The sequence below is a fragment of the Citrobacter sp. Cpo126 genome (assembly GCF_030332445.1).
Classification (GTDB): domain Bacteria; phylum Pseudomonadota; class Gammaproteobacteria; order Enterobacterales; family Enterobacteriaceae; genus Citrobacter; species Citrobacter portucalensis.
In genome coordinates, this window is the sequence record NZ_JAOWHT010000042.1 from 124,395 (window position 1) to 151,307 (window position 26,913).

Genomic DNA, 26,913 nt, shown 5'->3' on the forward strand with positions numbered 1-26,913 from the left:
ATGAAACTATCAATAGTGGAAAACGGCAAAAAACGAGAAAGCAGTGTCGAATTCTCCCGCTTTGCCAAAGAGCTGAAAAAGAACGCCTGGAAAATCGCGCTGGCCGGTATCGTTGCCGGGGTCGTCGCGTATCCGTTAATCAGCATGATGTCTTCAAAGTATGTTTCAACGGCGACGGTGCTGATTAAGGCGCAGGCTGATAACGTTTCTCCGTTTCCACAGGTTGATGGTTTCGATTCAACACGCAGTGGTTACTACGAAACACAATATGCGTTGATGCATTCACGTATTGTGCTGGAGCAAGCCGTACGTGATATGAAGCTGGATGAAAACCCGGAGTTTACCGGGGAAAAAGCCGGTGCTCAGGGGGCTGATAGCAATGAAAGTCGGCAACTGAGAATGGAGCAAGCGCTGAAAACGCTGGCGAAAAATCTGAATGTCATTGGTATTCGTACGACGAACCTGGCGTCTATTACCTATGAATCAACTTCGCCTCAGGTAGCGGCTGACATTGCCAACGGCGTCGCGCAGGCTTTCATCAACTATACGGTGGAGCAGAAACGTCTGAAGGTGGAGAAAGCTCGCGAACTGAATTTTGAAAAAATGGAAGAGATTCAGAAGTCGATAGCTAAGCAAAAAGACGAGATGGACAGCTATCTGAAAAATGCCGGTCTGCTGACCTTCCGTGGTATCGATGGTTTTGAAACCGAGCAGTTAAGTATCGTAACTAATCGCCTGGCCGATGCGACCCAGCGTCGGGTTGCCGCTGAATCCGTCTATAACGAGGTGAACGGGGGAGGTAAGTCCCTTGAGAGCGTTATCTCGCTGCCTTCGGTCTCTAACCACGCTCAGATCCAGGATTTGCGCATTGCGTTGATTCAGGCGCAACGAACGTTGTCCGAACAGCGTAAAGTCTATGGGCCAAAAAATCCCGCTATTTTAAAAGCCGAGGCCGATGTTCAGTCGATCCAAAGCCAGACCGGACGAGTGTTGGGCGAGCTGAAAGTCGGTTTACGTCAGCAATATCTGGCGGCGCTGGCGGACGAAAAAAACTATCAACAGCAAGTGATTGAGCAGAAAAAGATCTTCCAGAAAATGGCGTCAAAACGGGATGCCTGGAACAGTCAAAAGCTGTCGTTAGATAAAATGGAAGACCTGTATAAATCGCTTTATCAACGTACTCAGGAGCTGTCGCTGTCCGGCGTGAATGCCGATGCGGTGTTATACGACCCTGCGGTACCCGCGTTAAAACCGGCGAAACCGAATAAATCTTTATTGTTGCTGATGGTGGTCATGCTGGTGGTGGTGTTCAGCATCATGTATTTCATTGTCAAAGCGGCAATGGATAACTCAATCGGTACCCTTAGTCGCATGAAAAAACGGCTCAATGTTGTTCCGCTGGGTGAAATTCGTCGTTTTAGCGGAACCTCAGGGCGCGCACAGGTGCGGGACATGATCATGAAGAACCCGCTTAATGCCGATATTGTGCACGGTATCCGTACCCGGATTATGCTGGATAATCGACCTTTACAGACGCTCGCCGTGGCGTCGACGGAGCACGGCGATGGGCGTTCTTTGTTGGCGAATCTGTTAGCGAACTCTTTTAGTTTCGACCAGAAAACACTGCTTATTGATGCAGATTTCTTTAACACTGGTGGGCTCACATCCGAGCTGGCGTCAGCTACATCCGCAGGCTTAGCGGAACTGCTGCGCGGGGAGACAGAGCTTGAACAGGCGAGGATCAAACTCAGTGATAATCTCGACTTTATTCCACACGGCAAGAACACCATCTCATCTTTACTGATGCTGTCTTCGGAGCATGTTGAACTCTTAATGCGCGAGTTGAAATCGCATTATCAGCGCATCATTATTGATGTTGCTGCCGTGAACCAGAGCCAGGATGTTCAACTGATCAAACGTGCCGTCGATGGCGTTGTTTTCATTGTGAAAGCCGGGGCGGGGTCCGCGGGACAAATCGCCAACGCGCTGGATAAGATCGAGGAAAATAACGGCGTGGTGATTGGTGCGGTGCTCAATGCTGTTGAAGAAAAGGATCTTGAGACGCAAGAGGGTCTGCGTTCACTGAACTTCAGTACCGATCAACTGATGGCAACGCCAGGCCGCGTATGAGTCTACTGAAGAGCGCTTCCACAATAGCCGGTTCATCAGTCATCTCGCAGTTGATTGGTGCACTGTCTATTTGGTTGATTTCACACAAGTACGATATGGCTGAAGTGGGGCTTTATGCGCTCAACTACAGCATCGCCGTGGTGGGCGCTCAGGTGTGTACCTTTGCATCACAGCTGTTAATTCCTAAACAGCAGGATGACGAACTGGTGCAGAATGTCGTGTTTTGCTTAATACAAAGCACGATCATTGCCTTACCGTACGCAGTGCTGACCGCGTGGCTGTTTCACCAGAACATTCTGTTCCTCTATTTACTGACGCTGGCAACGGCGTGGGTTTTAATCTCGGAAAACCTGTCGCTACGCACGGCCAACTTTCGTTTTCTGATCTTCCAGCGTATTTCTGTCTCTGTGGTGGTATTACTTTCGGTTCTGGTTACGCATCATGTGCAGCTGTTTTATTGGTCGTGGGCCTGTACGACGATGGTGCTGACCATAAGCTGTATTTTGCATTCGTTTGATATTCGTTCGGTGGCGGCCAGACATCTGCGACCCGCCAGTAATTGGCATTTTTTCAAACAGAATATTCATCACATTACCAAAGTGGGCAGCGCGGAAGTGCTGGCGATGGCCAGCAGCAATTTGCCTATTATGCTGATTAACTTTTGGTTCTCGGCGCTGACGGCGGGTTATTTTTCCGTGGTTAGCCGCTTTTGCCTGGCGCCGGTGGTGATCATCGGGAATGCGGTGCGCAATACTATTTTTTCTAAATGGTCTATCGACTTCAGAAATAATACCTTCAACTATCAGGAGTATACCAGGGTACGTATGCTATTGCTGGTACTAGGGGTTATCTGTACCCTTGGGGTTTTTATTTTCTATCCGATTGTGATGCGCCTCGGCTTTAGCGAAGACTGGATAAACTCCATTGAGACGTCACGCTACATGTTGCCCTATTTATTCCCGGCGCTGGCGATAAGCCCTCTGACGGTGATAGAGCTTATTTTTGGTTCCCATCGCTATTTTCTGCGTATCCAACTGGAACAGCTGGCGATTGTACTCTTCGCTTTTGTTGTGACGCCCTATTTTTATAAAGATTATGCAACGTCGGTCATCTTGTTTTCTTCACTGACATTTATTCGCTACGCCTTCATTTATCTGAAAATGAATAAGCGGGCCAATCTCCTGAAAGACAAGCCGGTGATACTATGACGCTGAATACCGGATACTATTTACAGGTTTATACCTTTGTCACGCTGATCCTGTGTGGCCTGGTGCAATACTTTACCGGCATGCAGTCAGTGCTGTGGATACCTTTTTTCCTCACCTTATTGATGGTGGGATTATTGGTGATGCAGACGCGTGATGGCTCCTTACATCTGGATGCCCAGGAGACGATTGTCCTGGCGTTGTACTTTTCGTTTCTGGTGCTGGCTGGAGCATCGACGCTGATTCAGGGCGGGATCACCGTCGCGATTGTGGCATTTAAAAACGAAATTGCGCTGTCGCTGGTGATGATCTGTTTGCTGCTGGGCTTTTGCAGGGAATCACAGATTTACCGCGCAACGCGCTATCTGTATTGGGTGTTTTACGCGCAGATTCCGGTAATGATTTATCAGGTTTTACTGGTTGTTCCCCAGCGCGTTGCGGTGCGCGGCGAAGATGAGAAATGGGACTCCGTGGTTGGCACGTTTGGCGGTGACCCAATGGGGGGCGGGAATACTGCCGCAATGGGCTTGTTTTGCCTGTTAATTATGTTGTTAAAAGTCTCCGAATATAAGCATGGGCTCACCACGTTCAAGTCCATGGCGCTGCATATTGTTCTCGGTATCGGGTTATGCATCATTGGTGAAGTGAAGTTTGTCATCCTGCTATCGCCTATATTCCTGGCGTGGGTGTGGCTTTCACCGAGCTACGTCAAAGACGTTAGTAAGGTCAATCTGAAGACGTTGTTGGTTATTGTGGCGGGAATGCTGTTGCTTATTAGCCTGTCGATTGTGATCCTCGCATACTATTATTCTACGGCGTTCGGCGGCGATCCGTCCAAAAGCTCGTTAAGTATTTTTATCGACTCCTTAAGCTATATCTTTGATCCGAACTACATTATGTCTACCGGTGAGTTAGGGCGCTTTACGACGTTCCTGTTCTGGTTGAAAAATAACGATCTGTGGGGGCTTTCAGGAACGTTATTTGGCTACGGACTCAATGCCACTAACAGTGGTAGTACGGTGTCGCCGGGCTTTTTGAATATTATCTACAACTTAATTCTCGACTCGACTTCCCTAAGTATGTTGCTGTGGGAAGTGGGGGTGATCGGTACGTTGCTCTTTATTAGCTTATTCATTTATATCCTGAAAGTTTGTCAGCCAAAGCCATTACTGACGCTTGAACAACTGGACCAGCAGGATCTCCAGTTATTGAGCTTTGCACCGGCGTTTAACGCTTTTGCGATTGGTTGCTTAATTAGCTTACCTTATAGCCAGATACTGATGATTACACCGATGTTACAATTCCTGTTCTATTTATCACTAGGATCAAGTTTAGTGATTCGTCGAACCGTCCTTCGCTGCGTAGGGTAATTGTATGGACCAAAAACCGTTTATTTCAGTGAGTATTAAAACACTCAATGAATCTAAATGTATTGAGAAGACGATTGACAGTATCCGTAAGCAGCTTATTGATTATCCACACAAAATTATTGTGGCAGATAGTCTGTCAACGGATAACACCCAACAGCTTGCGATCGATAAAGGGGTGACCGTAGTGTCCTTAACTGACCCTGGCGATCGCTGCTGTGGCGTCGGGCACCAGTTAGGTTATCTGTATAGTGAAGGGGAATATCTGTTGTTGATGGACGGCGATATGGAGCTGGAGGAGGGCTTTGTGGATCAGGCCGTCGCGTTTTTGCAGGCCGAACCAGAATATGCAGGCGTTGCGGGAACCGTTGAAATGGATGATGCCGTAAACTATGAATTTAAATCGCGTAAGCAACGCATTAATAAAATCTATCCACTCGGGGATAGCGATCATCTGGGTGGCGGTGGGCTGTATCGTCGGTCGGCAATTGAAAAAATTGGTTATCTGACTAACCGTAATTTGCACGCGTATGAAGAGGCTGAACTGGGCCTGCGTTTAATCGAAGCAGGCTATAAACTGCGGCGTCTGGATATTCCTTACTTCAGCCATACATCACATACGCTGCCGACGTTTAAGATGCTGGTGCGGCGCTGGACCAGCGGTTATTACCAGGCACCGGGTGAGCTTTTGCGTTGTAGTTGGGGGAAACCCTGGTTTTCCCAGTCATTCAACATCGTGAAGAATGAGGCGGTATTTGCGCTCTACCTTATTCTCTTATTTGTGGCGATGCTCAGTTTAAATATCAATGTGTTTGCCGTTGCGCTTCTACCATTACTGGCGTTTGCTTTGTTGAAGATTGTGCAAAACCGCTCGTTAACAGATGGGCTGCAAAGCGTTATTAATTTAATCGTACGCTCAGCGGGGCTGATCAAAGGTATTTTTTATCCGGTACGCGATCCGCTGACCCCGCCTAACAGTAAAATCATTCATGAATAACCGGGGCAGGCGCCATGAAAGTATTATTGGTTAACAAGTTTTTTTTCATCAAAGGCGGCGCGGAAACGGTTTATTTTCAAGAGCGCGATATGCTGAAACAGGCCGGAGTGCAGGTTATTGATTTCTCTATGCAGCATGAGAATAATTTCCCCTCGGACTATGCGGATTATTTCGTCAGTAATGTGGACTACCACAAAGCGAGCAATCTGCTGGGTGGTATCAAAACGGCGGTTAACTTTATTCATAATTCGCAGGCCTGCAAAAAAATGCTGGCGCTATTAGAAATAGAGCGCCCGGATATCGTCCATTTTCACAACATCTACCATCAGTTAACACCGGCGTTGATTAAAGTTGCGCGCAATTTTGGCTGCAAAACGGTGCTGACTGCGCATGACTATAAGATAGTCTGTCCCGCCTATTCCATGCTGCGCGACGGCAAGGTGTGTGATTCCTGTATCACCGGAACGGTTTTCAATGCCTTCAGGTATCGTTGTCAGGAAGGTTCAGCCTCAAAAAGTTTACTGCTCTCCCTGGAGGCAACCTGGCAGTACATTGCACAAAACTATCAGGCACTGGATGTGATTGTTTCACCAAGCGTTTTTTTACGCGGTGTCTTGCTGCGCACGCTGCCAAATTCGCGCATTGATGTCATCGTCAATGGCGTTGATGACAGCCGTCCCCTGGCTGAAGTGAGCGATGAGGGCTATATGCTGTACTTTGGCCGTCTGAGCCGTGAAAAGGGCGTGGCAACGTTGTTGGCAGCGCATAAAAAAATGCAGAACAAAGCGCCGCTGAAAGTTGTAGGGCACGGTCCGTTGCATGATGAATTAGCCGCCAAATACCCTGATGTTGAGTTTTTAGGTTATGTGCAACAAGGGGAAGCCCTCGACAACCTTATTAAGCATGCGCGAGCGGTGATCCTGCCTTCAGAATGCTATGAAAACTGTTCTATGGCGATATTAGAGGCGATGTCCTTAGGCAAACCGGTTATCGGGTCGCGCATCGGCGGTATACCGGAACAAATTCGTGACGGTGTCGAAGGGATTTTATTCGAACCGGGCAATGCGCAGGAGTTAGCCAATGCGATGGACGCTCTGGCCGACTCGCCTGAGAAGGCGAGGAATATGGGTTTACATGGACGTGCACGGTTGAGTGAAAAATATGCGCTGAGTAAACATATGGATACCCTACAGGCGCTGTATAAAGAACTGCTGAGCAGGCCATAGTATGAGTAAAAAAATAACGGTTTTTGGAACGCGTGGTATTCCCGATGTATTGGGCGGTGTGGAGACACACTGTCAGAATCTTTTTCCTGCCATTAAACAGCAGTTCGACGTGGATATTTGCGTGATCGCTCGCTCGCCATATGTAAATTACAAACGATCGGTATATAAAAAAGTCGAAACCTACGCGCTGTGGGCACCCAAAAAGCGCTCGCTGGAAGCGATTGTCCATTCCGTTTTAGCGGCGTTTAGGACACGTATCGACCATTCGGATATTGTGCATGTCCATGCTATCGGCCCTGGCCTTGTGATCCCACTCTTACGCGTGATGGGTAAAAAGGTGGTTTTTACCCACCACGGGCCCGATTACGATCGCCAGAAATGGGGATTTGTAGCCAAAAAAATATTGTTGCTGGGTGAGCGTTGGGCGGTGAGATATGCCAACGAGGTGATTGTGATTTCTGACGTTATTAATCAACTGATTCAGAAAAAACACGGTCGCTATGATGCGCATTTAATTCACAATGGCGTGAACGAGCCGCGATTGTTATCACAGCTCACCATCGACAATACGCTCTCCCGCTTTGGGCTGCAGCCGAAAAACTACCTCGTGGTGGTTGGGCGGTTTGTGGAAGAAAAAGGGATGCATGATGCCATCGCCGCTTATCAACACAGCGGTTTGACCATACCGTTAGTGTTAATTGGCGATGCGGATCATCCGACCGAATACAGCGTGCGCCTCAAAAAGCTTGCCGCCGACACGCCAGGTGTTGTGATGACTGGTTTTTTACGTGGTGACGAACTTCAGGCGGTGTTTTCGCAGGCTAAATTGTTTGTGATGCCCTCATACCATGAAGGATTGCCTATTGCGCTGCTGGAGGCAATGTCATTTTCTCTTCCGGCCGTCGTCAGTGATATTCCGGCTAACCTTGAAGTTCAACTGCCCGCCGAGGCCTATTTTAAGGTGGGAGATGTAACCGGTCTGGCTGAAAAATTAGGCCAAGGGGCAACAGCAAATAGCGTGGACTATGGTGTATATTTGCAAAACTACAATTGGCATGAAATCGCCAAAAAGACGGTTAACGTCTACCACTCCATTGATAAAGATATAGGTTAATTTTGACCAGTCCTCAAAATCGTCCTCCTGCCATCGAACGGTTTTACGCTCACCTCGATGAGCGGATAGCGGAGGAATTGACCCCTGAACAAAAAGAAGGGGTGGAAAAAGCGCTCCTTGCTACAACCCTGACTTCGCGGCATCAGATCGATATTCGCAGAAGCTTTCCTTTTTTCAGTAAGCGTTATTATCTGGTTTTTTTGTTTGGCAGAGATTTACGCCGCCAGCATCGCCAGGAATCAACCCTGTCGAGAATGTTACTCACTTTTTTGCTGCTGATTGCCGTGCTATTCGTCACCTGCTGCATATTGCTGACGCTGTATATGATCAAATCCGCGTTAGGTATTGATGTGTTCCAAAATTTTCACGTAGGTATCTGGGACTGGTGGTTAAGCCTGAAAGACCGCTAGCGTTAACAAATTGGTGGAGGACGTCATTGCGATGAAGCGTAAATGGGTTTGTGCGTTGTTGAGCATGTTTTTCCCGCTGACGGTTATGGCCGCATTGACGACCGTCACCCCCAAAGCATTGACGGGCCCGCTAACCAATCCGGGGATTGGCGTGGCAAGTTTTCATCAGGGATACGGTGAAACGCTGGGGCTGGCGGACTATCCCAATACCGGATTTGAATACGAGCGTTTTTACTGGCGGGATCTGGAGCCAGTCGAAGGCCAGTACAATTTTGCGTTGGTGGATGATGCCTTCAAATACGCGGCGGCACATCGCCCTGCGATGAATGTCGGGCTACGATTTATGGCTCTGGCAGAGCCGGAAAGCGGTTCGCAAATTCCTGACTGGCTAATTAAAAAAGGCGTGAAAGGAACCTGGACGCCGGATAAAAAGACATTTGCCCCGGATTTAGACGATCCTCTGTTTATTCAATACAGTCAGCGTCTGTTGAACGCATTTGGTAAACGCTACGATGGTAATGAGAATCTCGCGTTTGTTGATATTGGTATGGTGGGATCGTGGGGAGAATGGCATAACAGCAACTTCCCGAACCTGAAGCCATTACTGGAGCGATACACCACGGCGCAACTGGATCGCTACGTCGCGATGCACTTTTCTGCTTTTCCGGTGACGCCAAAAATCATGTTGATAAGCAGCGGACAAAGTCTGGCGAATGCGGTGGCTCGTGGGGCAGGGTGGCGTGCGGACTGTTGGGGGGACCTGCGCGTATTTTCGGACACCTGGAACCATATGGCTGATGATTACCCGCAGCGATTGCTGGCTGCGCAGCAGAGTTATTCAGGGTTCAACGACGCCTGGAAACGTGCGCCGGTGAGTCTGGAGATCTGCTCGTATATGCAGGACTGGAAGAACACCTTTCACTATACACGTGCTGAAGTGCAGGGGATTTTTGACTGGGCGGTCAAGCAGCACGCCAGTGCCATTAACCTGAAATCGAGAACGATACCCAGCGACTATCGACCGATTGTCGACGATGCGCTGACCAAATTGGGCTATCGATTTCGCCTTGCGTCCCTGAGCCATGAGTCCGTGTGGGACAGCGGACAAACGCTGACATTAAACAGTACCTGGTACAATGAGGGTGTCGCACCGATTTATCTGCCTTACATACTGGCATTCCGGGTCGTAGACAGCGCCAATAAGGTGGTGGCACAGGGGAATTCCGCGGAGGATATTCGCCGCTGGCTCCCCGGTAAGTATCAGGTCAGTTATGCGTTATCTATGCCTGGCCGACTGGCGGAAGGGCAATACGCGATTGAGGTTGCGATGCTGGATAAGTCGGGTGCGGCGAGAATTAACTTTGCCAATGAAGGGAAACAGAGCAGCGGCTGGTACCGGGTGTCAACAATAACGGTACGCTAGTCAGACACAGCAGCGAGCCTGACGGTCAGGCTCGCTGCTGAGAACATTAAATTTGATACCCATTCGGGTTATTTTTTTGCCAGTTCCAGGTGTCACGCATCATTTCATCAAGGTTATAGATGGCCTTCCAACCTAGCTCTTTGTATGCCAGCGATGGGTCAGACCAACATTCGGCAATATCTCCGGGTCTTCTGGCGACAAACTGATAGTTAATTTTTGTCTGCGCTGCTTTTTCAAACGCCTCAATCAGATTAATTACGGAATAACCGACACCGGTACCGAGATTAATCACTTTGTAAGCCGCGCCTTTGTTCTGGCAATCCAGCGCGGCTAAATGACCGGTCGCCAGATCCATGACGTGAATATAATCACGCACACCGGTACCATCAGGGGTTGGATAATCATTACCGTACACCGACACGGTTTCCAGCTTACCAATCGCGACCTGGGAGATATACGGAACCAGGTTATTAGGGATACCGTTAGGATCTTCACCAATCCGACCCGATGGATGGGCGCCAACCGGGTTGAAATAGCGCAGGCAGGTAATGCGAAAATCCGGCTGTGCACGTGAGAAATCGGCCAGAATTTGTTCGACCATCAACTTAGACGTGCCGTACGGATTAGTGGTACCACCCGTGCGCGATTGCTCGCTCAGCGGTACGCTTTCTGGATTACCATATACCGTGGCAGATGAGCTAAAAATGAAACGATTAACGCCAGCGGCCAGCATCTCATCCAGTAAAACCAGCGTTCCGGTAACGTTGTTTTCATAGTAGGCGAGGGGCTCTTTTATCGACTCTGAAACCGATTTGAGTCCCGCAAAATGAATGACATCGGTGATGTTATGGTCGGCGAAAATGTTTTTTAATGCCTGCCTGTCGAGAACATCGGCGATATAGACAATGGGCTCTCTTCCGGTGAGTTCCGCGACCCTGTCCAGCGAGATTCTGCTGGCGTTCGCCAGATTATCGATGACTACGACATCATCGCCTCTTTCCAGTAGCGTTAACACAGTATGTGAACCAATATAACCTGCACCACCAGTGACAAGAATTGCCATACAGACTCCAGAAAAATGCTATAAACCCGAACGATTTTCTACCAATGCCACCCGAGGATCCAGTGAATCAGTTATTTTGCCGGGTAAGGTAAGTGTTTCTGTATTTTATCATACATTTATATGCTATTTTTTTAAAGATTGCCAACAGACTGAACTTATTAACTTTTGTATCATAAACAATATAGTTATTTGAGAAGTTCAGCGTGTGGACGCCGTCACTGTGGTTGATCGACGAATTGATTTGTTCGATCAGAGTTTCAGCAAAATTAGCGCCGTTCAGTGTCACTAATTCTTTGATATAGATTGATTTTCCATAAGTTTCAGGTGTGCACTCCTGAGTAAGGAAGTACATTTTATTTTCGACCTGATAGGAGGCACCTGCACCTCGATGATGAGGATTGCTCACCTTCAATGAGGGGGTAATCCGCTGCCATTGTCCATAAATATGATCTGCGGAATGAATAATTATTTCGTTATCCATCGTGGTGGACAACAGATAACAGGTTTCATTAACTGAGATAAATACGTTGTCAGTTAATTCGGTATCAGAGATTAAAACTTTAACTTGCTTCCAGCGTGCAGGGAACTCAATTGACTGAAACAGTATTACCTCTTTTCTTTCTGAAGACTCGGGGATCATGAAGAGTTGATCGTTGATATGTATCAGATAAGGGAATGACAAATGACACTTTAAGTCGTCAAAGCCTTCAAGCCTAATATCTTCAAGTTCAACCAGTTCACGGTCTAGAACGCGACATCGTAGCGTGCCTTTTGAGTTGCGAAAGCTAAGAGCTTCATAGAAAACATACAGTTTATCGTCTTTTTCAATCAGAAAAGGATCGGCCTGAAATGTATATTTCTTTTTTAACTGCTGCGCAGTGGATTTGCTTAATATCTCCAGAGTGTTGTCGGGGAATGAGTGTGTACCATTATCCTTAATAAGCATGATGTCCCACGACTCATGATAAAATAACTTATCCATTATTCTTTTTATTTTTTTTTGCATCTGCACCTGCTCCTTTTTATCGCCTGCACCATGTATGAACAGCTGTTTGCGACTCAGTGAATGAGCCTGCCGCAATGTTGTATAAATGTGCGAAAACCGATGTGGAACACCAGTGGCTACTTTAAAACTAGTCGCGAGCCCGTTTTTTGTCCACTAACAGAAATAGGGAGAGGAGATGTCCAGAGCATCCTTGCTCCAGTGGGGGAATTACTCGAAATGCACCTGCGGGTTATCTGCAAGGGAAACGTAGGTTTTGCTGTTTTTATCCAGGGTACGGATTTCACCGCTTTCGATGTCATACACCCAACCGTGCAGACGAAGCGCATTATTGCGCAGCCCAACCGCGACACAAGGATGCGTTTTAATGTTGTTAAGCTGTGCGATAACGTTTTCTTCCACCATGGCGTTAACTTTATCGATTGGGTTATCCCAGGTTTTTTTATCGACCACGGCTTTCGCGGCATCGGCATAGTGCAGCCAGTGAGCGACAGCGGGCATTGGATCCAGGGGCTGGCTATCGGCAATGGCTTTCATTGCGCCACAATTAGAGTGACCGCAGATGACGATATCCGTTACGCCAAGTGCGACAACCGCGTATTCGATGGTTGCGGATACACCACCCGGTTCCGGACCAAATGACGGTACGATATTACCGGCGTTGCGGATAACGAAAAGCTGTCCTGGATCTTGCTGAGTAACGAGTTCTGGTACCAGGCGGCTATCGGAACAGGAGATGAAAAGTGCCTTAGGATTCTGGCTGGATGCCAGGCTGCGGAAGAGTTCCTTGCGTTGAGGGAAAATCTCTTTTTGGAAGTTGAGGAAGCCCTCGATGATATGTTGCATAGCAGTGTCTCTTGTCTCTGTTTAAGCAGGTTATGATGAAGATCACACTTTCCAGTTTAACACCAGCCGACAGAAGGGAAAGACTTTATAGCAGTTCAGCAACATCTTTGGATAATTTTGCCCCACCGTGGCAGGGCAAATCGTGTGATGTACGCTATGCGTTCTGCCATTTCTGGTATGCCGCTTTTAGCCTGTTCATCGCGTCTACCAGCACCGGGCGCGGGCAGCCAACGTTGAGTCTCATGTGCGCCTCTCCACCGGGACCGTATTGCGCCCCAGGTGACAGGCCAAGCCTGGCGTCATGCACAAAAAAAGCGCTTAGCTGCTCATCGCTGAGATCCATTTTTTCCGCATTCAGAAATAACAGATACGACGCGCCGCCATACACTATTGAGATCAAAGGACAGTACTTTTCAATTTCACTTTTCACAAACGCTACATTGTCGGCCAGATAGGCCAATAATTTCTGGTGCCAGTCGGCGCAATGGGTAAAAGCGCTATAAATGGCCGCCTGCTGTAATGAATGCGTCTCGGCAAGGTAGCAGTTATCCAGAAAGTGGTAGAACTGATGGCGTAATTCATCATTCTTAATAATGGCGATTCCGCCCTGGATCGCCGCCGTATTGAAGGTCTTGCTGATGGAAGTAAGCACGATTGACCGACTATCTGGCGCTTCATCAACAGTAAAAAACGGCAAATGGCGCTTTCCTGGCAGGGTTAAATCACTATGCACTTCATCAGACAGAATGATGACGCCTGCCTGCTGGCAATAGTGGCTTATTTTTTCCAACGTTTCCCGCGACCACACCATTCCACCTGGATTATGCGGTGAAGGGAACAAAAACATTTTGCACTGCTTGAGTTTCTCGCTGAAATCATGCCAGTCAAATTCATAGTGCCCGTTTTTCTCAATGAGGCGCGTCTGAATCAAATTCCTACCGCTGGTGTTTACCAGATTAGGATAGGGATCATAGATTGGCGTACAGGTTAAAATATTATCGCCTGGACGGGTAAGCGCCATTAAAGAGAGTACGATAGTTTTTATAACACCGGGAATAAAATGTAACCAGTGTGCCTTGATATCGGCATCATACTGTTGTGCATACCAATGAATAACAGATTCTTTCCATTGTGGATAATCCAGGTTATAGCCTTGCACAGGCTGTGACACCACCGAACGCAGCGTGCTCATGATTGGCTCTGGTGTCGCAAAATCCATATCTGCAATCCACAGCGGTAATACATCGGTGGTACCGTACATCTGTTGTAATTGCCCGTATTTACGACAATTAACATCCCTTGTGACAATATCATCAAACAAAGACATTGTTGACTCCTGGAAAGTCTCTGAAAATAGTGTAAGCAACGCAAAAGCGAAGAATGTTTATGTATATCTAATGGATATATTTAATTTACCCTGGTGATAGCTAATATTTAGCTATTTAGTAGTCTATGATTTTTGCTCAACCATATTCTCAGTGGCTTCATTGGGCTCATATTTAGCAATGCCAATACCGGTTGCCGCCCACAGTAGGGCAAAGATGACGCCGCTGTAACAGAGGATTGCCCAGGGCAAGTAATCAAGCGTGGCAACGCCCAGCATAGTGGCGCAATAAACGCCTGAGGCAGACCAGGGGATAATCGGTTCGACAACGGTTCCGGCATCTTCAGTGGTTCGCGAGAGGTTTTTTGCCGCAAGACCTCGTTTTTTGTACTCCTCTTTAAAGGCATCACCGCACAGCAGCAACGGTAAGGTCCCATTTGCCGTGCAGGCACAGATGGTAAATGTCGTCACAATCGTGGTAGCCACCAGGCGGAATGTGGATTTAACGCTTTTTGTCAGCGCGTTTATCACGGTGTGCAGAGAGCCTGTCGCACTCATTGCCCCGGCAAAGCTGAAGGCGCTGAAAACGGTAACGAAGCTGCTAAACATTGAAATAGCGCCGCCTCGCTCCAGTAAGCGGGAAACATCGGAAGACAGTGTCGGCAGATTATCTCCGGTAAGCATTGCGAGCTTAAAGCCACTGACCACGGATTCGCCGACAGAGGATGCCGTGAATTGCTGAAAGACTAACGCCAAAATCATTGAGACTATCGTAGATAAAAAGAGCATCGGAATGGGCGGTCTTTTTGACAGTGAGCCATATAAAACGATGATCGGCGGGAGTAGCAGCAAAATATTAAAGTGATAAATCTGACCAATAGAATTCATTAAGTTGGTGATATTTTCTGGCGCGCTGGACGAGGCATCAATGCCCATACCCATATAGCTGTAAACGACGCAGCAAATAATAAAACCCGGGCCGGTAGTCCACAGCAGGTGGCCGATATGCGAGTACAGGTTTACCCCGGCAGCCAGTGCAGCCATGTTGGTTGAATCAGAAACCGGTGAGAGCTTATCACCAAACCAGCAGCCTGAAACAATAGCACCAGCGGCAATGGGCAGCGAGACATTCAGACCAATCGCTACGCCAATCATGGCAATACCAACGGTCCCGATAGAACCCCAGGAGGTACCGGTGCATACTGAGATCAGTGCTCCCAGCATAAATGCCGAAATATAGAAATATTGAGGGTTAATCCACTTCAGACCATAATAAATCATCATTGGAATAGTACCTGACACCATCCATGCGCCAATTAAGAAACCGATACTGGCGACGATTAATATGACCGGCAGCGCTTCAGATATTTTATTGCAAATAGATTGTAGAATGTCATCCCACGTGTAGCCGTGAGCGATGGCGATAAACGAGGCGGCTGCCGTTCCCATCAGGATCATGGGTTCAGCACGAATATTGAAGATAAAATATCCGATGCTAATCCCGCCCAGCATAACTACCATGGGTAAAACTGACCAAAAGAAAGACAATGGCTTTCTGTTGTTGGGGGTACAGTTATTTAATTCCATAATTTCATCCCAATCATTAATGGTTGAACACGTCAAATAAATACCTGCTATAGGTCACTCATGTCTGAGTAACATAGTTGCCAGAGTTCATGGCTGAACCCTATTTTATTAACTGTTGCAGATTATCTTTTTTGACCTGCTATTCTGGTGCTTATATTTTTGTAGTAAGGTAAGAGAAAGTTTGGTGAATAAATTACCCCTCGGCATAAGGTGAATGATGTCGGCGTTGTTGACTCAATTTGCGATACTGCTGTGGCGGCATGCCGACGTATTTATGGAACGAGCTGTAAAATCGACTGCTGGAGCGAAAACCTGCAATTGTAGCGATATCCAGAATTGTTTTATCCGTATCACTGAGTAAAGCCCGCACATGGTTGATGCGCATCGCGGTAATATACTGTTTCATCGTCAGTTGCATCACCCGATGAAAAATACCCATCGCATAATTGGGATTGAGCTTAACGTGTTCGGCAATAGCATCAACCGTAAGCTGTTTGTCGCAGTTGGCGGCAATAAACTCCAGCATCTGGCTGACGTAAAACTGTGAATGCCGTGAAATACTGTTTTTCTGGGTGCGCGACGTTTTGTTACCCAGTACCGGCCGCCAGCCAGCGAGGCTAAAGCGCTTGAGCATCAGCGCGATTTCATCAATGGCTAACTGGCGAATTTGTTCGTTATCGCTATTGAGTTCATTCTGCCAACGCCGTACTTCAAACGCGCTCAGCTGCTGTGAAGCCAACGAAGTAATCACCATCCCGTGGGTTACGTGATTAATCAGCTCCCTGTCCAGCGGCCAGGATAAAAACAGATGCATCGGTAAGTTGAAGATGGCCATCTGTTTACAGTGTCCGGCATCCGTGAGTTGATGGGGAGTACAGGCCCAGAACAAGGTGATAAAACCCTGTTTGCTCTTCACCACTTCGTCATTAAAAAGATACTCCACATCACCATCAAATGGCACGTTCACCTCAACCTGGCCATGCCAGTGGCTGTAGGTCATAGCCAGCGGCGCCCGCAGTTCGACATCCATACGCTGATACTCGGAATAGAGCGCCAGCGGACTTCGCGACTTTTTCTCATAGCTGCGACACATATGGGGGTCGAGCGGCAGCTGCGGGGTACTTTTTGCCATTATGGTTGGGTTCCTGGATAGTGATTCCGGCCATGGGGTAACGCCAAAGCATGAACATAGCTTAACCGAAAAAAAACGTCGTTTTCTCTCCATTTTCGCGAAGTTATTCCCAAAAACTCAGATCCTGTGCCTGTCGCTTGCCGATCTGAGATAGCGGGAATGGCGAGCTGTAATCTTAAAAACGCTCAATCTGGGGAGCCCATGGCAAAGCAACATCGTTTATTTGCCCATAAATCGGAGTTGAAGCGATAGCCAGTATTCAGCGAATACCGTACATTTTTATTTGTATCCACAGCTTAAGGAATCATCATGTCCAGGCTTCGAACTTTGGCCGCGGCGGTAGTTGCCGTTGCTGCGATGACGATGTGTGCCACTCCTGTGTTGGCTAACCCCGGTAATGGCAACGGAAATGGTAACAGTGGCAATCATGGTAATAGCGGGAACAAGGGGAATAGTGGTCATAGCCAGAAAGGACACGCGGACCAAAAAAATAACGCACAATCAGAACAGCGTAAAAATTATGGTAAGCCGGACCATGTTGATAGTGACATCAGCTATAACGTGGCCAGGCAGTATGCCGTCAGATACGGTCTAACGGGCTATAAGTCACTGCCTCCAGGTATTGCCAAAAATCTGGCGCGAGGAAAACCGCTTCCTCCGGGGATCGCCAGGAAGAGCGTTCCGCCATCAATGTTGAATCAACTTCCGTATTACCCGGGCTATGAATGGCAGGTTATTGGCGATAATCTGGTGCTGATTGCACTGAGCACGGCGATTGTCACTGCTGTTATTAATGGTGTGTTTGATTAAGGTTCAACGCCATGTCCAGACGAAAGGCCATGTTATTAACATGGCCTTTTTGTTGTGCATTATTCACTAAGGATCACCTGCATAATCAAAGAATTATATTTTACACATTTCCCAGTTAATATCTGATAGTTCTGACATGGATCACAATCGCAGTTAAATGAGTTGGCTTGCAGTTGGAGCATCTCCATTATGTGCCTTTTCTTAACAAGGATTACGTTTTATGAACATTCGGCCTCTCCTCGCCTTCACTTTTATCGGAATATTGTGGGGTGCGGGATCTTCACAGGGACAAGCAAAAGAGTGGAATAAAGAACCTGTGGCTGTTTTACAGCAGGGTGCTGAGGCGGGGGATGCGCAGGCGCAGTTTGTGCTTGCAACCGTGTACTTAAAAGGGAAAGAGGTAGAGCAGAATTTCAGTAAAGGCAGCGAGTGGCTGACCAAATCGGCTGAGCAGGGTAATGCGAGTGCTCAGCATCTGCTTGCACTGATGTACTACGAGGGCAAAGGCGGCCTGAAAGATGACAAGAAAGCGGCCGAATGGTTTAGCAAAGCGGCGGCCCAGGGGAATGTCGATGCCCAATACTATCTCGGTGTGCTGTATTTCGAAGGTAAGGGCGTGCAGCAGAATGACAAGAACGCTGTTGAATGGCTGACCCGTGCGGCTGAGCAGGGCAATCTCGATGCGCGTTATCTGCTCGCCTTAGTCTACTTTGATGGTGAGGGCGCGCGCTGGTATGACGGTAAGGTCATTGAGTGGTTTGACAACGAAGTCGGAAAAGGCAATAAGCAGGCCGTCGAGTGGTTAAGCATTGCTGCCGAGCGCGGAAACTATCATGCCATTGAGTGGCTCCATCGTGCGGTTGAGAAGGGCAATTCTGACGCAAAGCGTTTCCTTGAAAGTAAGGCGTCGCTATTAGAGGGCTACAACACCGTTAAGTCATTGAGTAAAGCGGCTGAACGAGGGGATGCCAAAGCGCAGGGATTACTGGGCAGAAAGTACTTTGAAGGTGATGGTGTCGGTCTGGATACTGACAAAGCTTTCGCGCTGTTTAAACAGTCCGCCAGTAAAGGGGACGCGCTGGGCCAGAGCATGCTCGGCGCGATGTATTACCTTGGCGAGGGGGTTGGTGTGGCTCAGGACCACAAAAAAGCGTTTGAGCTGTTTAATCAGGCAGCTCTTCAAGGGGATATGCTGGCCCAGGGCATGCTTGGCATGATGTACGCAAAAGGAGAGGGAACGGCCCAGGACAATAAAAAAGCGGTGGAGTGGCTGGAGAAAGCCGCGGCCCAGGGAGATGCAGGCTCGCAGAAAGATCTTGGCTTGATGTATTTAGAAGGTAATGACGTCGCTCAGGATGATAAAAAAGCCGCTGAGTGGTTTGAACAGGCCGCAAGAAAGGGAAATGCGGAAGCTCAGGGGATGCTGGGAACCATGTACCTTGAAGGCAAAGGGGTAACTCAGGATTATGCTCAGGCGTATATCTGGAGTGCGGTGGCCTTTGCTAATGGGAATTCTGATGCACAAAATGGACTGGATATCGCGCAGAAGAACCTGAATCCGACAGCCCTGAAAGAAGCTGACGACAAGGCCAGACGCTATTTCGAGCAGCATCGAAATCAATCGGCCCTGTAACGCGCTCGGTTGCACAGTATGGTTTTACGTGAGCCTCTTCGTTAAGAGGGGGAGGCTCACAAACCGTACAGTTTTATTTTTCTATAGAGCGTGGCAATGCTGATCCCCAGTTCTGTCGCGGCTTGTTTTTTCCCCTCAACGCTTGAGCCGAATCGCTGGATGACGTTTTCGATAGCTTCCCTTTCCGCCTGTTTTCCTTTGCTGGCAAGCTGACGGGGTTGCGCGGTCATCGTCGTTTTTCTACCGTCAGCGGCGCTGAGCAGGTAGGGGGGAAGATGGCTGGCGTTGATCCCGGCGGCTTCTCCGCGCATCACAAAAATGTATTCGATCACGTTGCGTAATTCACGAATGTTGCCCGGCCAGTGCCAGGCATAAAGGCGGTTAATAACGTCATCAGGCAGTTTTTGCGGTGGTCGCTGGTAACTGACCGAGAACTCATCGGCAAAATACTGTGCGAGGACCGCAATATCAGCACGGCGTTCACGCAGGGATGGAAGTACCAGAGGGACCACATTCAGGCGATAGAAAAGATCTTCGCGAAACTGATTATTCTCCACCATCGCATTAATGTTTTTGTTGGTCGCGGCAATAATGCGCACATCAATATTGATGGTGTTATTAGAGCCAACGCGGGTGATCGCCTTTTCCTGCAAGACCCTGAGCAGCTTAGCCTGCAGATGCAACGGCATATCGCCAATTTCATCCAGAAACAGGCTGCCGCCGTTGGCCAGTTCAAATTTTCCCATTCGTCCTTTGGGATCGGCCCCGCTGAATGCGCCACGAACATAACCAAACAGTTCGCTTTCCAGCAGTTGTTCGGGGATAGCCGCGCAGTTGATTGTCACGAAAGGCGCGGCTTTACGTGGACTGCTTTGGTGAATGGCAAAAGCCACGACCTCTTTCCCCGAGCCACTTTCCCCGGTGATGAGCACGCTGGCGTAACTGTTGGCGATTTTACCGATGGTGCTTCTGAGTTGCTCCATTGAGGGAGAGTGACCAATCAGTCGCACCTGCATGTCAGACTCATAAGGGGATGGAGTAAGGTTACTCAGGTAGTCGTGTGCATCACGAAAGATAACCATGGTTAAGCGATCGTTATCCTGTGAGGAGAGCGAAATTTGTTTGCACAGTACATGATGTTTCTGACCTTCAAGTGTCAGCCACGCTTCTTCATCGCCATACAGGCTGTCTCCGGTTGTTTCAATGGTCAGTGGTAATCCCTGAACCTCACGGTTGAGGATGCGGTCGGCTGAATGATTGGCATGCCAGATAAGACCCTTGCCATCAATCGCCACCACGCCGCGGTCCATAGCATCGATCAGAAGCCGAAATGCGCCAAGCGTTTCCTGCGCGCGTAAACGCTCCAGGCATTCAAAGACCTTACTGGAGATCATTACGGCGATTTGCTCAATAAAGGTGACAAATTTATCAATCTGGCTCAGTAACGTGTCACGCTGTGCCTGGGTTGAGCAAATAATCCCGATCACGCCAATCACGCGATTATTAAGAAAAATGGGTGCGTTCAAATCCAGCATTTCAGAACAGTAGTGGTGTTTTTCACATAACTGACACAGCGGATGCTCGCCGGGATTTTTGATCAGTACCGTTTCTCGCACCTGCAATACGTGACGATAGATGTAGCCATTTTTGGCCACGTTCTCATTGAGCATATGCCGGTATTTCCCGGTACCCGCGATGCGTATTAAAGATTCATCAATGATTTCAACGTCCGTGCCCGTTATGCCAGAAATAGCGTCGGCATAATTGCATATATCATCCTGAATATTGCTGAGTACTGAAATCATGGTACTTCTCCGGCAGTGTGTCGCATTTCTCAAGGAAAATGATAAATAGGCGAAGCAATGCAAAAATGATTTGCGAAAAATCAATCTATCACGCTGTTTTTGGATGTTTTTCTTATTTTATCTTCAGCGATCACACTATTTATCAATAATGAGAATTTATCAAAATGAGGCGATAAACTGACGCAGTGATATTTTTTGGTGTCAATTTTTATTTCTATTTAATTTATTGAAATTAAAGCCTTTATTAAAATATTCATAAGAATTTACTCGGTTAATAAAAAGCTGGTAAGCATTTTGCTCTATTACCAATACCGATAACGGAAATATCTCTGTATTGCACCGATTACAGGGAATGAAATACCAGGACAATGAGGTTTTATGATGCAGGAAAACTTATCATTTTTTATTAACCAGACACCGTTTACCGAACATCCGAACGCGCCGTTGGCACCGTTTAGCCGCCAGGAACTGGTAAAAGCGTTGAATTTTCATCGGTCTATTCCGGGTTACGCGCCGACGCCGCTGTATACGCTACCGGCGCTTTCACAAAAACTGGGCGTAAAAAATATCTACCTCAAAGATGAATCTCAGCGTTTTGGCCTGAAAGCCTTTAAAGCGCTGGGTGGCTCCTATGCGATGGCGTGCCATATCGCTGAATTAGTTGGTAAGGATATCAGCGAACTGCCGTTTGACGTGATGACCAGCGAAGAGGTACGCCACGATCTGCAAACCGTCACATTTGCCACCACTACTGATGGCAACCACGGTCGCGGCGTGGCATGGATGGCGCGCCAACTGAAGCAAAACGCCGTGGTGTATATGCCGAAGGGCTCTTCGCAGCAACGTCTGACCTCTATCCGTAACGAAGGCGCTACCGCTGAGATCGTCGATATGAACTATGACGATGCGGTTCGTATGACCGCAGAACAGGCCGAAAAGTATGGCTGGATTGTGGTGCAGGATACCGCGTGGGAAGGATACGAAAAGATCCCGCAGTGGATTATGCAGGGCTACGGCACGCTGATGCTGGAGGCGATAGATCAGCTGCATCAGGTTGCGCCGACTCACATTTTTGTGCAGGCAGGCGTCGGCTCGTTTGCCGGAATGGTTCAGGGAATGGTGACGGCAGCCTGGGGGGAGAATCGCCCGAAAGTGATCGTCGCTGAAGCGTTAATTGCCGATTGCCTCTACCGCTCAGCCCGTTCGAAAGAGGGGGATGCCATTGCGGTGGGCGGTGATTTACAAACCGTGATGGCCGGTCTCGCCTGCGGTGAGGCGAACAGTATCGGCTGGAAACTGCTGCGCGATTATGCCAATGCATTTGCCTCCTGTCCTGATGAAGTTGCAGCGTTGGGCATGCGCATGTTGGGCAACCCGCTGGCAGGCGATCCACAGATTATTTCGGGTGAGTCAGGTGCGGTTACTACCGGTCTGCTGGCGCTGCTGATGACCTCGCCTGAACTGGCGCAAACGCGTGAGCAACTGGGGCTGGATGCGCACTCTCGTGTGCTGTTAGTCAGCACCGAAGGGGATACCGACCCGCAACAATATCTGGATATTGTCTGGGGCGGTCAGTACCCGGGCATCAACAAATAATTCCCTGATTGAGAGATATAACGGAGAAACCCATGTTATCTGCAAACCGCATTGAAGAAGTCATTAAAAACTGTCAGGCGCTGATCCAACAAAAAAGTTATTCCGGTCAGGAAGGGGAAGTGGTTAATGCCATAAAAACAATGATGCAGCATTACCAATTCGATGACATTCACGTTGATAAGTACGGCAACATTGTTGGCGGCATTGTCGGCAACCAGCCGGGGAAAACGCTGGTTCTCGATGGACATATCGATACCGTGCCGGTGAATGAAGAGAAGTGGTCCCGCAACCCATACGGCGGCGATATTGAAGATGGCAAAATTTATGGTCGCGGCACAACTGACATGAAAGGTGCCGTGGCGGCGATGATCTCCGCCGTGGGCTTTTTCGGTCAGGACAATCAGCGAAATTTTGCCGGGAAAATCTACGTTGCGTGCATCGTGCATGAAGAGTGTTTTGAAGGTATTGCTGCCCGCCTGGTCAGCGAGCGCTATAAGCCAGACTACGTGATCATCGGTGAAGCTTCCGAGTTAAACCTGAAAATTGGTCAGCGTGGCCGCGCTGAGATTGTGGTCGAAACCTTTGGTAAGCCCGCGCACTCCGCTAACCCACAGGCGGGGATTAACGCGGTGTACAAAATGGCGCAATTGATCGACAAAATTCGCACGATCACGCCGCCGACGCATCCGGTTCTGGGGCCTGGCATTCTGGAACTGACCGACATTAAATCTTCGCCGTACCCGGGAGCCTCGGTGGTACCGGATTACTGTCGCGCAACCTACGATCGCCGTTTGCTGGTGGGTGAAACCAAAGAAAGCGTGATTGCTCCGCTGGAAAATGCGCTTGCCGAACTTATTGCTCAGGATCCGCAGTTTAAGGCCCGAGTGTCCTACGCGGTGGGTCAGGAGTCTTGCTATACCGGCGCCACGATTGAGGGAGAGCGTTTCTTCCCAGGCTGGGTGTACGACGAGTCCGACGAATTTGTGCAGGCAGCGTTAGTGGGCATTCGTGAGGCTGGCTTTAATCCAACCATTACGCAGTACTCATTTTGTACCAACGGTAGCCACTATGCGGGCGAAGCGGGAATCAAAACCATCGGCTTCGGTCCTTCACGAGAAAACCTGGCACACACCATTGATGAGTATATCGAGATCGATCAGTTAACCGGCTCAGCCAGCGGCTATTACAGCATCATCCAGACACTCTATCGCCAATAAAAATAAAGATAACCACCTCTTACCTTACAGGCGGTGTCGCTCAGCAGCACCGCCATGGAGAATAACGATGAAAACCATTTTCAAAAACGGAAATGTAATCGATGGGACGGGCAGTGAAGGCAGGATTGCCGATGTGATGGTTGATGAAGGACGTATTGTCGAAATCGGTCAAATTGAGGTTGGCATCAATGAACAGGTAATTGATGCAACAGGAAAAATTATTTGCCCTGGCTTTATTGATACCCATACGCACTCTGACCTGTCGGCCATTATTAACCCCGCGCTGTCGGCAAAAATTCGTCAGGGTATCACCACCGAACTGTTGGGCCAGGATGGCGTCGCCTTAGCACCGCTACCTGAAGAATATATTCCAGCCTGGCGTAAAAATATCGCCGGGCTGGACGGTGACACCGACAAAATTGACTGGAAATATAAAAATACAGACGGTTATCTCAATCTGCTGGCATCGCGTCATCCGGCGACAAACCTCGCGTATTTAGTTCCTCATGGCAACGTGCGCATGGAAGCGATGGGTCTGGATGGGCGTCCTTCAACCCGTGAAGACGTGGCGAAGATGTGTGAAGTCCTTGAGCGGGAGCTAAAGGCTGGGGCATTTGGACTTTCCACTGGACTTATCTATATGCCTTGCGCCTTTGGTGATACTGCCGAAATGATTGAACTATGTAAGGTCACGGCGAAATATGACGGGATCTTTGTGGTGCATCAGCGCAGTGAAGCTGACGATATTATCAACTCAACCCAGGAACTGATTGATATCGCCAAAGCCACTGGCGTCTGGCTACATATTTCGCATATGAAGGTTTGCGGCAAGAAAAACTGGGGGCTGATCGACCAGATGCTGGGCATGCTGGAACAGGCGCAGGAAGAGGGAATTCGTATCTCTTTCGACCAGTATCCTTATGTGGCGGGCAGTACGATGCTTGGCGTGATCCTGCCGCCATGGGTTCACTCCGGTGGTACGGACAAATTACTTGAGCGTCTCGCCTCGCCCGAACTGCGCGCCAAAATGATTGATGATATTCAGCAGGGTATTCCTGGCTGGGATAACTTTATCGATTTTGCCGGCTTGGACCAGATTTTTGTCACCAGCGTGAAAACGGCAAAAAATCAGGATGCTGTCGGTTTGAACCTCGTCCAGTTGGGCGAGCTGCGCGGAAAAGATCCGTACAACGCCACCTTCGATCTGCTCTTTGAAGAGGAAAACGCCGTGGGGATGGTCGACTTCTACGGTACCGAAGAGCACGTGATTAAGTTTCTCTGTCGACCTGAGCAAAACGTCTGTACCGACGGCTTAATGGGGGCTGGCAAACCGCACCCGCGCGTGTTTGGCGCATTCCCTCGCGTACTCGGTAAATATGTCCGTGAAGAGGGATGTCTGAGCTGGGAAGCGGCAATCCGCAAGATGACGGGGAAACCTGCTGAAGTATTGGGTTTGCAGGATCGCGGACTGCTGAAGGTGGGTTATGCTGCGGATATTGTGATGTTCGATCCGAACACAATTACGGATAAAGGCACTTTTGTGGAACCCAATCAGTACCCGGAAGGGATTGAAATTGTCATGGTTAATGGGCGCATTGCCTTAATCAATGGCGCGGAAAGTTATGCCTGTAGCGGTACGGTTATTAGAAAACAATATTAATAAATAACGCTAAACACGCATGGATCTATCGCGACTATTTATGGCCGCGGTAGATCACTACACCCTAAGGACATCACAATGAACCTACAAACGTCTTTACCTTCAGGTAAACCCAAGACCTGGAAAGCAAGATATACCGTCCTGACCCTGATCTGGCTGGCGTGGCTGCTCTCTTTTCTCGACAGAATGGTGATGAGCGTTTCGCTCCCTTATATTGGCAAAGATTTAAATCTTGATACGACTCAACAAGGTTTAATTATTAGCGCCTTTTTTATTGGTTATGCTGCGTTTCAAATTCCCGGTGGATTACTGGCGGATAAATTTGGCTCGCGCAAAATCATGGCCATTGGTATTGCATGGTGGTCTGTGTTCACCAGCTTAACCGGCGCTGTGCTGACGCTGCCGCTGATGTTAGCAGTACGATTCTTCTTTGGTATCGGTGAGGGATGTTTCCCGTCGGCCTCATGGAAGATGATATCAACCTATTTCCCGTCGAAAGAGCGTGGTCGCGCCACGGCGATTCAGTCAACGGTTAACACCTTAGGCCCAGCGCTGGCGGTAGTTGTGGCGGCAAGCATCATCGGGGCATTTGGCTGGCACATGGTTTTTATCGTGCTGGGTATTCCCGGTCTGTTTATCGCGGCAGGTATCTACTTATTTACGCGTGACAACCCGAAAGATCACCCTGCCATTACGCAGCAAGACCTGGCGGAGCTGGCTGCTGACGATCAGGGGAGCCTGCAAAACACCAGCGCTATCGCGTTTAAAGACGTACTCAAAATGCCAGTGCTCTGGCAAATGGCCAGTATCTGGTTTTTGTTTGATATTACCTTCTGGGGTTTTTCAACCTGGCTACCAAGCTACCTGATTACCGTACGAGAGTTTTCTCTGGCAAAGACCGGTGTCATGGCGGCCATTCCCTTCCTGTTCGGGGCAGGCGGAACATTATTAGGCGGTTATTGCTCAGACAAATTCAAACCCCAGCGTAAAACGCTGTATGTCGTAACCTCTGTTATTGCCGCGGGATTCCTGTATCTGACTTTCAGCGTGAGCAGTGCAGATATGGCGGTGGTTTATCAGTGTGTCTCAGCCCTGTTCATGTTCTTTGCCATGGCGACGTTCTGGGGCATTCTGATGGATACGATCCCGAGCAACATCATGGGGCGGGCATCCGGTATTGTTAACTTTGGCGGCCAGATGGCAGGGGTTGTATCAGCGCCGATCATCGGCTGGCTTATCCAAAGTAGTGGCGGAAGCTATAACAGCGCCTTTATCTTTATGATTGCTGCACTGTTGTGCTCAGCTGTCGTTACGCTGACAGTCAAAAGCTCGCACGCAGTGGGAGCGTTGCCCAGTAAAGCCTGA

21 protein-coding genes are annotated in these 26,913 nt (G+C 48.7%); 14 read left to right on the forward strand and 7 right to left on the reverse strand.

What is annotated here, in order from left to right:
• Genes OGY17_RS19930 through OGY17_RS19965 form a run of 8 tightly spaced genes read left to right on the forward strand, consistent with a single transcriptional unit; the run spans nt 1 to nt 9,872 of the window.
• The gene (locus OGY17_RS19930; protein ID WP_234103158.1) at nt 1-2,130 is read left to right on the forward strand and encodes a GumC family protein; all 2,130 of its coding nucleotides are present in this window, start codon (nt 1-3) and stop codon (nt 2,128-2,130) included.
• Entirely contained in the window at nt 2,127-3,338 is a 1,212-nt protein-coding gene (locus OGY17_RS19935) for a lipopolysaccharide biosynthesis protein (protein WP_100271991.1), read from the forward strand. Before OGY17_RS19930 ends, OGY17_RS19935 begins: the two co-directional genes overlap by 4 nt.
• A complete protein-coding gene (locus tag OGY17_RS19940) occupies nt 3,335-4,705 on the forward strand; it encodes a hypothetical protein (RefSeq protein ID WP_060683350.1) in 1,371 nt (456 codons plus the stop codon). The genes OGY17_RS19935 and OGY17_RS19940 overlap by 4 nt, the downstream gene beginning before the upstream one ends.
• A gap of 4 nt (nt 4,706-4,709) precedes the next feature.
• On the forward strand, nt 4,710-5,699 hold the full coding sequence (locus OGY17_RS19945) for a glycosyltransferase family 2 protein (protein WP_286608123.1): 990 nt from the start codon (nt 4,710-4,712) through the stop codon (nt 5,697-5,699).
• A gap of 14 nt (nt 5,700-5,713) precedes the next feature.
• Nucleotides 5,714-6,925 (forward strand): glycosyltransferase family 4 protein, encoded by a 1,212-nt coding sequence (locus tag OGY17_RS19950; RefSeq protein WP_286608126.1) that lies wholly within the window; start codon nt 5,714-5,716, stop codon nt 6,923-6,925.
• Nucleotide 6,926: 1 nt separating this feature from the next.
• Complete coding sequence (locus tag OGY17_RS19955) at nt 6,927-8,039, forward strand: glycosyltransferase family 4 protein (protein ID WP_286608128.1); 1,113 nt, start codon at nt 6,927-6,929, stop codon at nt 8,037-8,039.
• 2 nt (nt 8,040-8,041) lie between these two features.
• Nucleotides 8,042-8,449, forward strand: a complete 408-nt coding sequence (locus tag OGY17_RS19960; protein WP_003826052.1) for a hypothetical protein — start codon at nt 8,042-8,044, stop codon at nt 8,447-8,449.
• 31 nt (nt 8,450-8,480) lie between these two features.
• On the forward strand, nt 8,481-9,872 hold the full coding sequence (locus tag OGY17_RS19965; protein ID WP_118262792.1) for a DUF4832 domain-containing protein: 1,392 nt from the start codon (nt 8,481-8,483) through the stop codon (nt 9,870-9,872).
• Nucleotides 9,873-9,918: 46 nt separating this feature from the next.
• Here OGY17_RS19965 and galE read toward each other — a convergent pair whose 3' ends face one another.
• The 6 genes from galE to melR all read right to left on the reverse strand — a co-directional run bounded on the left by galE (nt 9,919) and on the right by melR (nt 16,827).
• Entirely contained in the window at nt 9,919-10,935 is a 1,017-nt protein-coding gene (gene galE, locus OGY17_RS19970) for a UDP-glucose 4-epimerase GalE (protein WP_003826055.1), read from the reverse strand.
• Between the two features lie 67 nt (nt 10,936-11,002).
• On the reverse strand, nt 11,003-11,941 hold the full coding sequence (locus tag OGY17_RS19975) for a glucosamine inositolphosphorylceramide transferase family protein (RefSeq protein ID WP_234103149.1): 939 nt from the start codon (nt 11,939-11,941) through the stop codon (nt 11,003-11,005).
• Between the two features lie 207 nt (nt 11,942-12,148).
• On the reverse strand, nt 12,149-12,784 hold the full coding sequence (locus tag OGY17_RS19980; protein ID WP_003826059.1) for a carbonic anhydrase: 636 nt from the start codon (nt 12,782-12,784) through the stop codon (nt 12,149-12,151).
• Between the two features lie 154 nt (nt 12,785-12,938).
• Nucleotides 12,939-14,111: a MalY/PatB family protein gene (locus OGY17_RS19985; protein WP_286608130.1), complete on the reverse strand. Its 1,173-nt coding sequence runs from the start codon at nt 14,109-14,111 to the stop codon at nt 12,939-12,941.
• A gap of 123 nt (nt 14,112-14,234) precedes the next feature.
• Nucleotides 14,235-15,695: a Na+/H+ antiporter NhaC gene (gene nhaC, locus OGY17_RS19990; RefSeq protein WP_149608158.1), complete on the reverse strand. Its 1,461-nt coding sequence runs from the start codon at nt 15,693-15,695 to the stop codon at nt 14,235-14,237.
• A gap of 193 nt (nt 15,696-15,888) precedes the next feature.
• Nucleotides 15,889-16,827, reverse strand: coding sequence for a transcriptional regulator MelR (gene melR, locus OGY17_RS19995; protein WP_079934245.1), 939 nt, complete (start codon nt 16,825-16,827; stop codon nt 15,889-15,891).
• A gap of 309 nt (nt 16,828-17,136) precedes the next feature.
• Between melR and OGY17_RS20000 the strand changes: the two genes are divergently transcribed.
• Both OGY17_RS20000 and OGY17_RS20005 read left to right on the forward strand, forming a co-directional pair.
• On the forward strand, nt 17,137-17,637 hold the full coding sequence (locus OGY17_RS20000; protein WP_048215725.1) for an anti-virulence regulator CigR family protein: 501 nt from the start codon (nt 17,137-17,139) through the stop codon (nt 17,635-17,637).
• 220 nt (nt 17,638-17,857) lie between these two features.
• Nucleotides 17,858-19,270, forward strand: a complete 1,413-nt coding sequence (locus tag OGY17_RS20005) for a tetratricopeptide repeat protein (protein ID WP_286608134.1) — start codon at nt 17,858-17,860, stop codon at nt 19,268-19,270.
• Between the two features lie 56 nt (nt 19,271-19,326).
• Here OGY17_RS20005 and OGY17_RS20010 read toward each other — a convergent pair whose 3' ends face one another.
• The gene (locus OGY17_RS20010; RefSeq protein WP_213752831.1) at nt 19,327-21,075 is read right to left on the reverse strand and encodes a sigma-54 interaction domain-containing protein; all 1,749 of its coding nucleotides are present in this window, start codon (nt 21,073-21,075) and stop codon (nt 19,327-19,329) included.
• A 381-nt stretch (nt 21,076-21,456) separates the two neighbouring features.
• Here OGY17_RS20010 and dpaL point away from each other — a divergent pair, with 381 nt between their 5' ends.
• The 4 genes from dpaL to OGY17_RS20030 all read left to right on the forward strand — a co-directional run bounded on the left by dpaL (nt 21,457) and on the right by OGY17_RS20030 (nt 26,913).
• On the forward strand, nt 21,457-22,671 hold the full coding sequence (gene dpaL, locus OGY17_RS20015; RefSeq protein WP_020996285.1) for a diaminopropionate ammonia-lyase: 1,215 nt from the start codon (nt 21,457-21,459) through the stop codon (nt 22,669-22,671).
• A gap of 32 nt (nt 22,672-22,703) precedes the next feature.
• Entirely contained in the window at nt 22,704-23,888 is a 1,185-nt protein-coding gene (locus tag OGY17_RS20020; RefSeq protein ID WP_008785574.1) for a YgeY family selenium metabolism-linked hydrolase, read from the forward strand.
• A gap of 67 nt (nt 23,889-23,955) precedes the next feature.
• Nucleotides 23,956-25,548 (forward strand): N-acyl-D-amino-acid deacylase family protein, encoded by a 1,593-nt coding sequence (locus OGY17_RS20025; RefSeq protein ID WP_286608136.1) that lies wholly within the window; start codon nt 23,956-23,958, stop codon nt 25,546-25,548.
• Nucleotides 25,549-25,626: 78 nt separating this feature from the next.
• Entirely contained in the window at nt 25,627-26,913 is a 1,287-nt protein-coding gene (locus tag OGY17_RS20030) for an MFS transporter (RefSeq protein WP_003826074.1), read from the forward strand.

Excerpts from the sequence above, each read along its gene's own strand:
- OGY17_RS19975 (WP_234103149.1), bottom strand. The coding sequence starts at position 11,941 with ATGCAAAAAAAAATAAAAAGAATAATGGATAAGTTATTTTATCATGAG.
- OGY17_RS19935 (WP_100271991.1), top strand. The coding sequence starts at position 2,127 with ATGAGTCTACTGAAGAGCGCTTCCACAATAGCCGGTTCATCAGTCATC.
- OGY17_RS20005 (WP_286608134.1), top strand. The coding sequence starts at position 17,858 with ATGAACATTCGGCCTCTCCTCGCCTTCACTTTTATCGGAATATTGTGG.
- OGY17_RS19955 (WP_286608128.1), top strand. The coding sequence starts at position 6,927 with ATGAGTAAAAAAATAACGGTTTTTGGAACGCGTGGTATTCCCGATGTA.
- dpaL (WP_020996285.1), top strand. The coding sequence starts at position 21,457 with ATGCAGGAAAACTTATCATTTTTTATTAACCAGACACCGTTTACCGAA.
- OGY17_RS19930 (WP_234103158.1), top strand. The coding sequence starts at position 1 with ATGAAACTATCAATAGTGGAAAACGGCAAAAAACGAGAAAGCAGTGTC.
- OGY17_RS20010 (WP_213752831.1), bottom strand. The coding sequence starts at position 21,075 with ATGATTTCAGTACTCAGCAATATTCAGGATGATATATGCAATTATGCC.
- OGY17_RS19980 (WP_003826059.1), bottom strand. The coding sequence starts at position 12,784 with ATGCAACATATCATCGAGGGCTTCCTCAACTTCCAAAAAGAGATTTTC.
- OGY17_RS19940 (WP_060683350.1), top strand. The coding sequence starts at position 3,335 with ATGACGCTGAATACCGGATACTATTTACAGGTTTATACCTTTGTCACG.
- OGY17_RS19945 (WP_286608123.1), top strand. The coding sequence starts at position 4,710 with ATGGACCAAAAACCGTTTATTTCAGTGAGTATTAAAACACTCAATGAA.
- OGY17_RS20025 (WP_286608136.1), top strand. The coding sequence starts at position 23,956 with ATGAAAACCATTTTCAAAAACGGAAATGTAATCGATGGGACGGGCAGT.
- OGY17_RS20020 (WP_008785574.1), top strand. The coding sequence starts at position 22,704 with ATGTTATCTGCAAACCGCATTGAAGAAGTCATTAAAAACTGTCAGGCG.
- OGY17_RS19965 (WP_118262792.1), top strand. The coding sequence starts at position 8,481 with ATGAAGCGTAAATGGGTTTGTGCGTTGTTGAGCATGTTTTTCCCGCTG.
- OGY17_RS19950 (WP_286608126.1), top strand. The coding sequence starts at position 5,714 with ATGAAAGTATTATTGGTTAACAAGTTTTTTTTCATCAAAGGCGGCGCG.
- galE (WP_003826055.1), bottom strand. The coding sequence starts at position 10,935 with ATGGCAATTCTTGTCACTGGTGGTGCAGGTTATATTGGTTCACATACT.
- melR (WP_079934245.1), bottom strand. The coding sequence starts at position 16,827 with ATGGCAAAAAGTACCCCGCAGCTGCCGCTCGACCCCCATATGTGTCGC.
- OGY17_RS19985 (WP_286608130.1), bottom strand. The coding sequence starts at position 14,111 with ATGTCTTTGTTTGATGATATTGTCACAAGGGATGTTAATTGTCGTAAA.
- OGY17_RS20000 (WP_048215725.1), top strand. The coding sequence starts at position 17,137 with ATGTCCAGGCTTCGAACTTTGGCCGCGGCGGTAGTTGCCGTTGCTGCG.
- nhaC (WP_149608158.1), bottom strand. The coding sequence starts at position 15,695 with ATGGAATTAAATAACTGTACCCCCAACAACAGAAAGCCATTGTCTTTC.
- OGY17_RS20030 (WP_003826074.1), top strand. The coding sequence starts at position 25,627 with ATGAACCTACAAACGTCTTTACCTTCAGGTAAACCCAAGACCTGGAAA.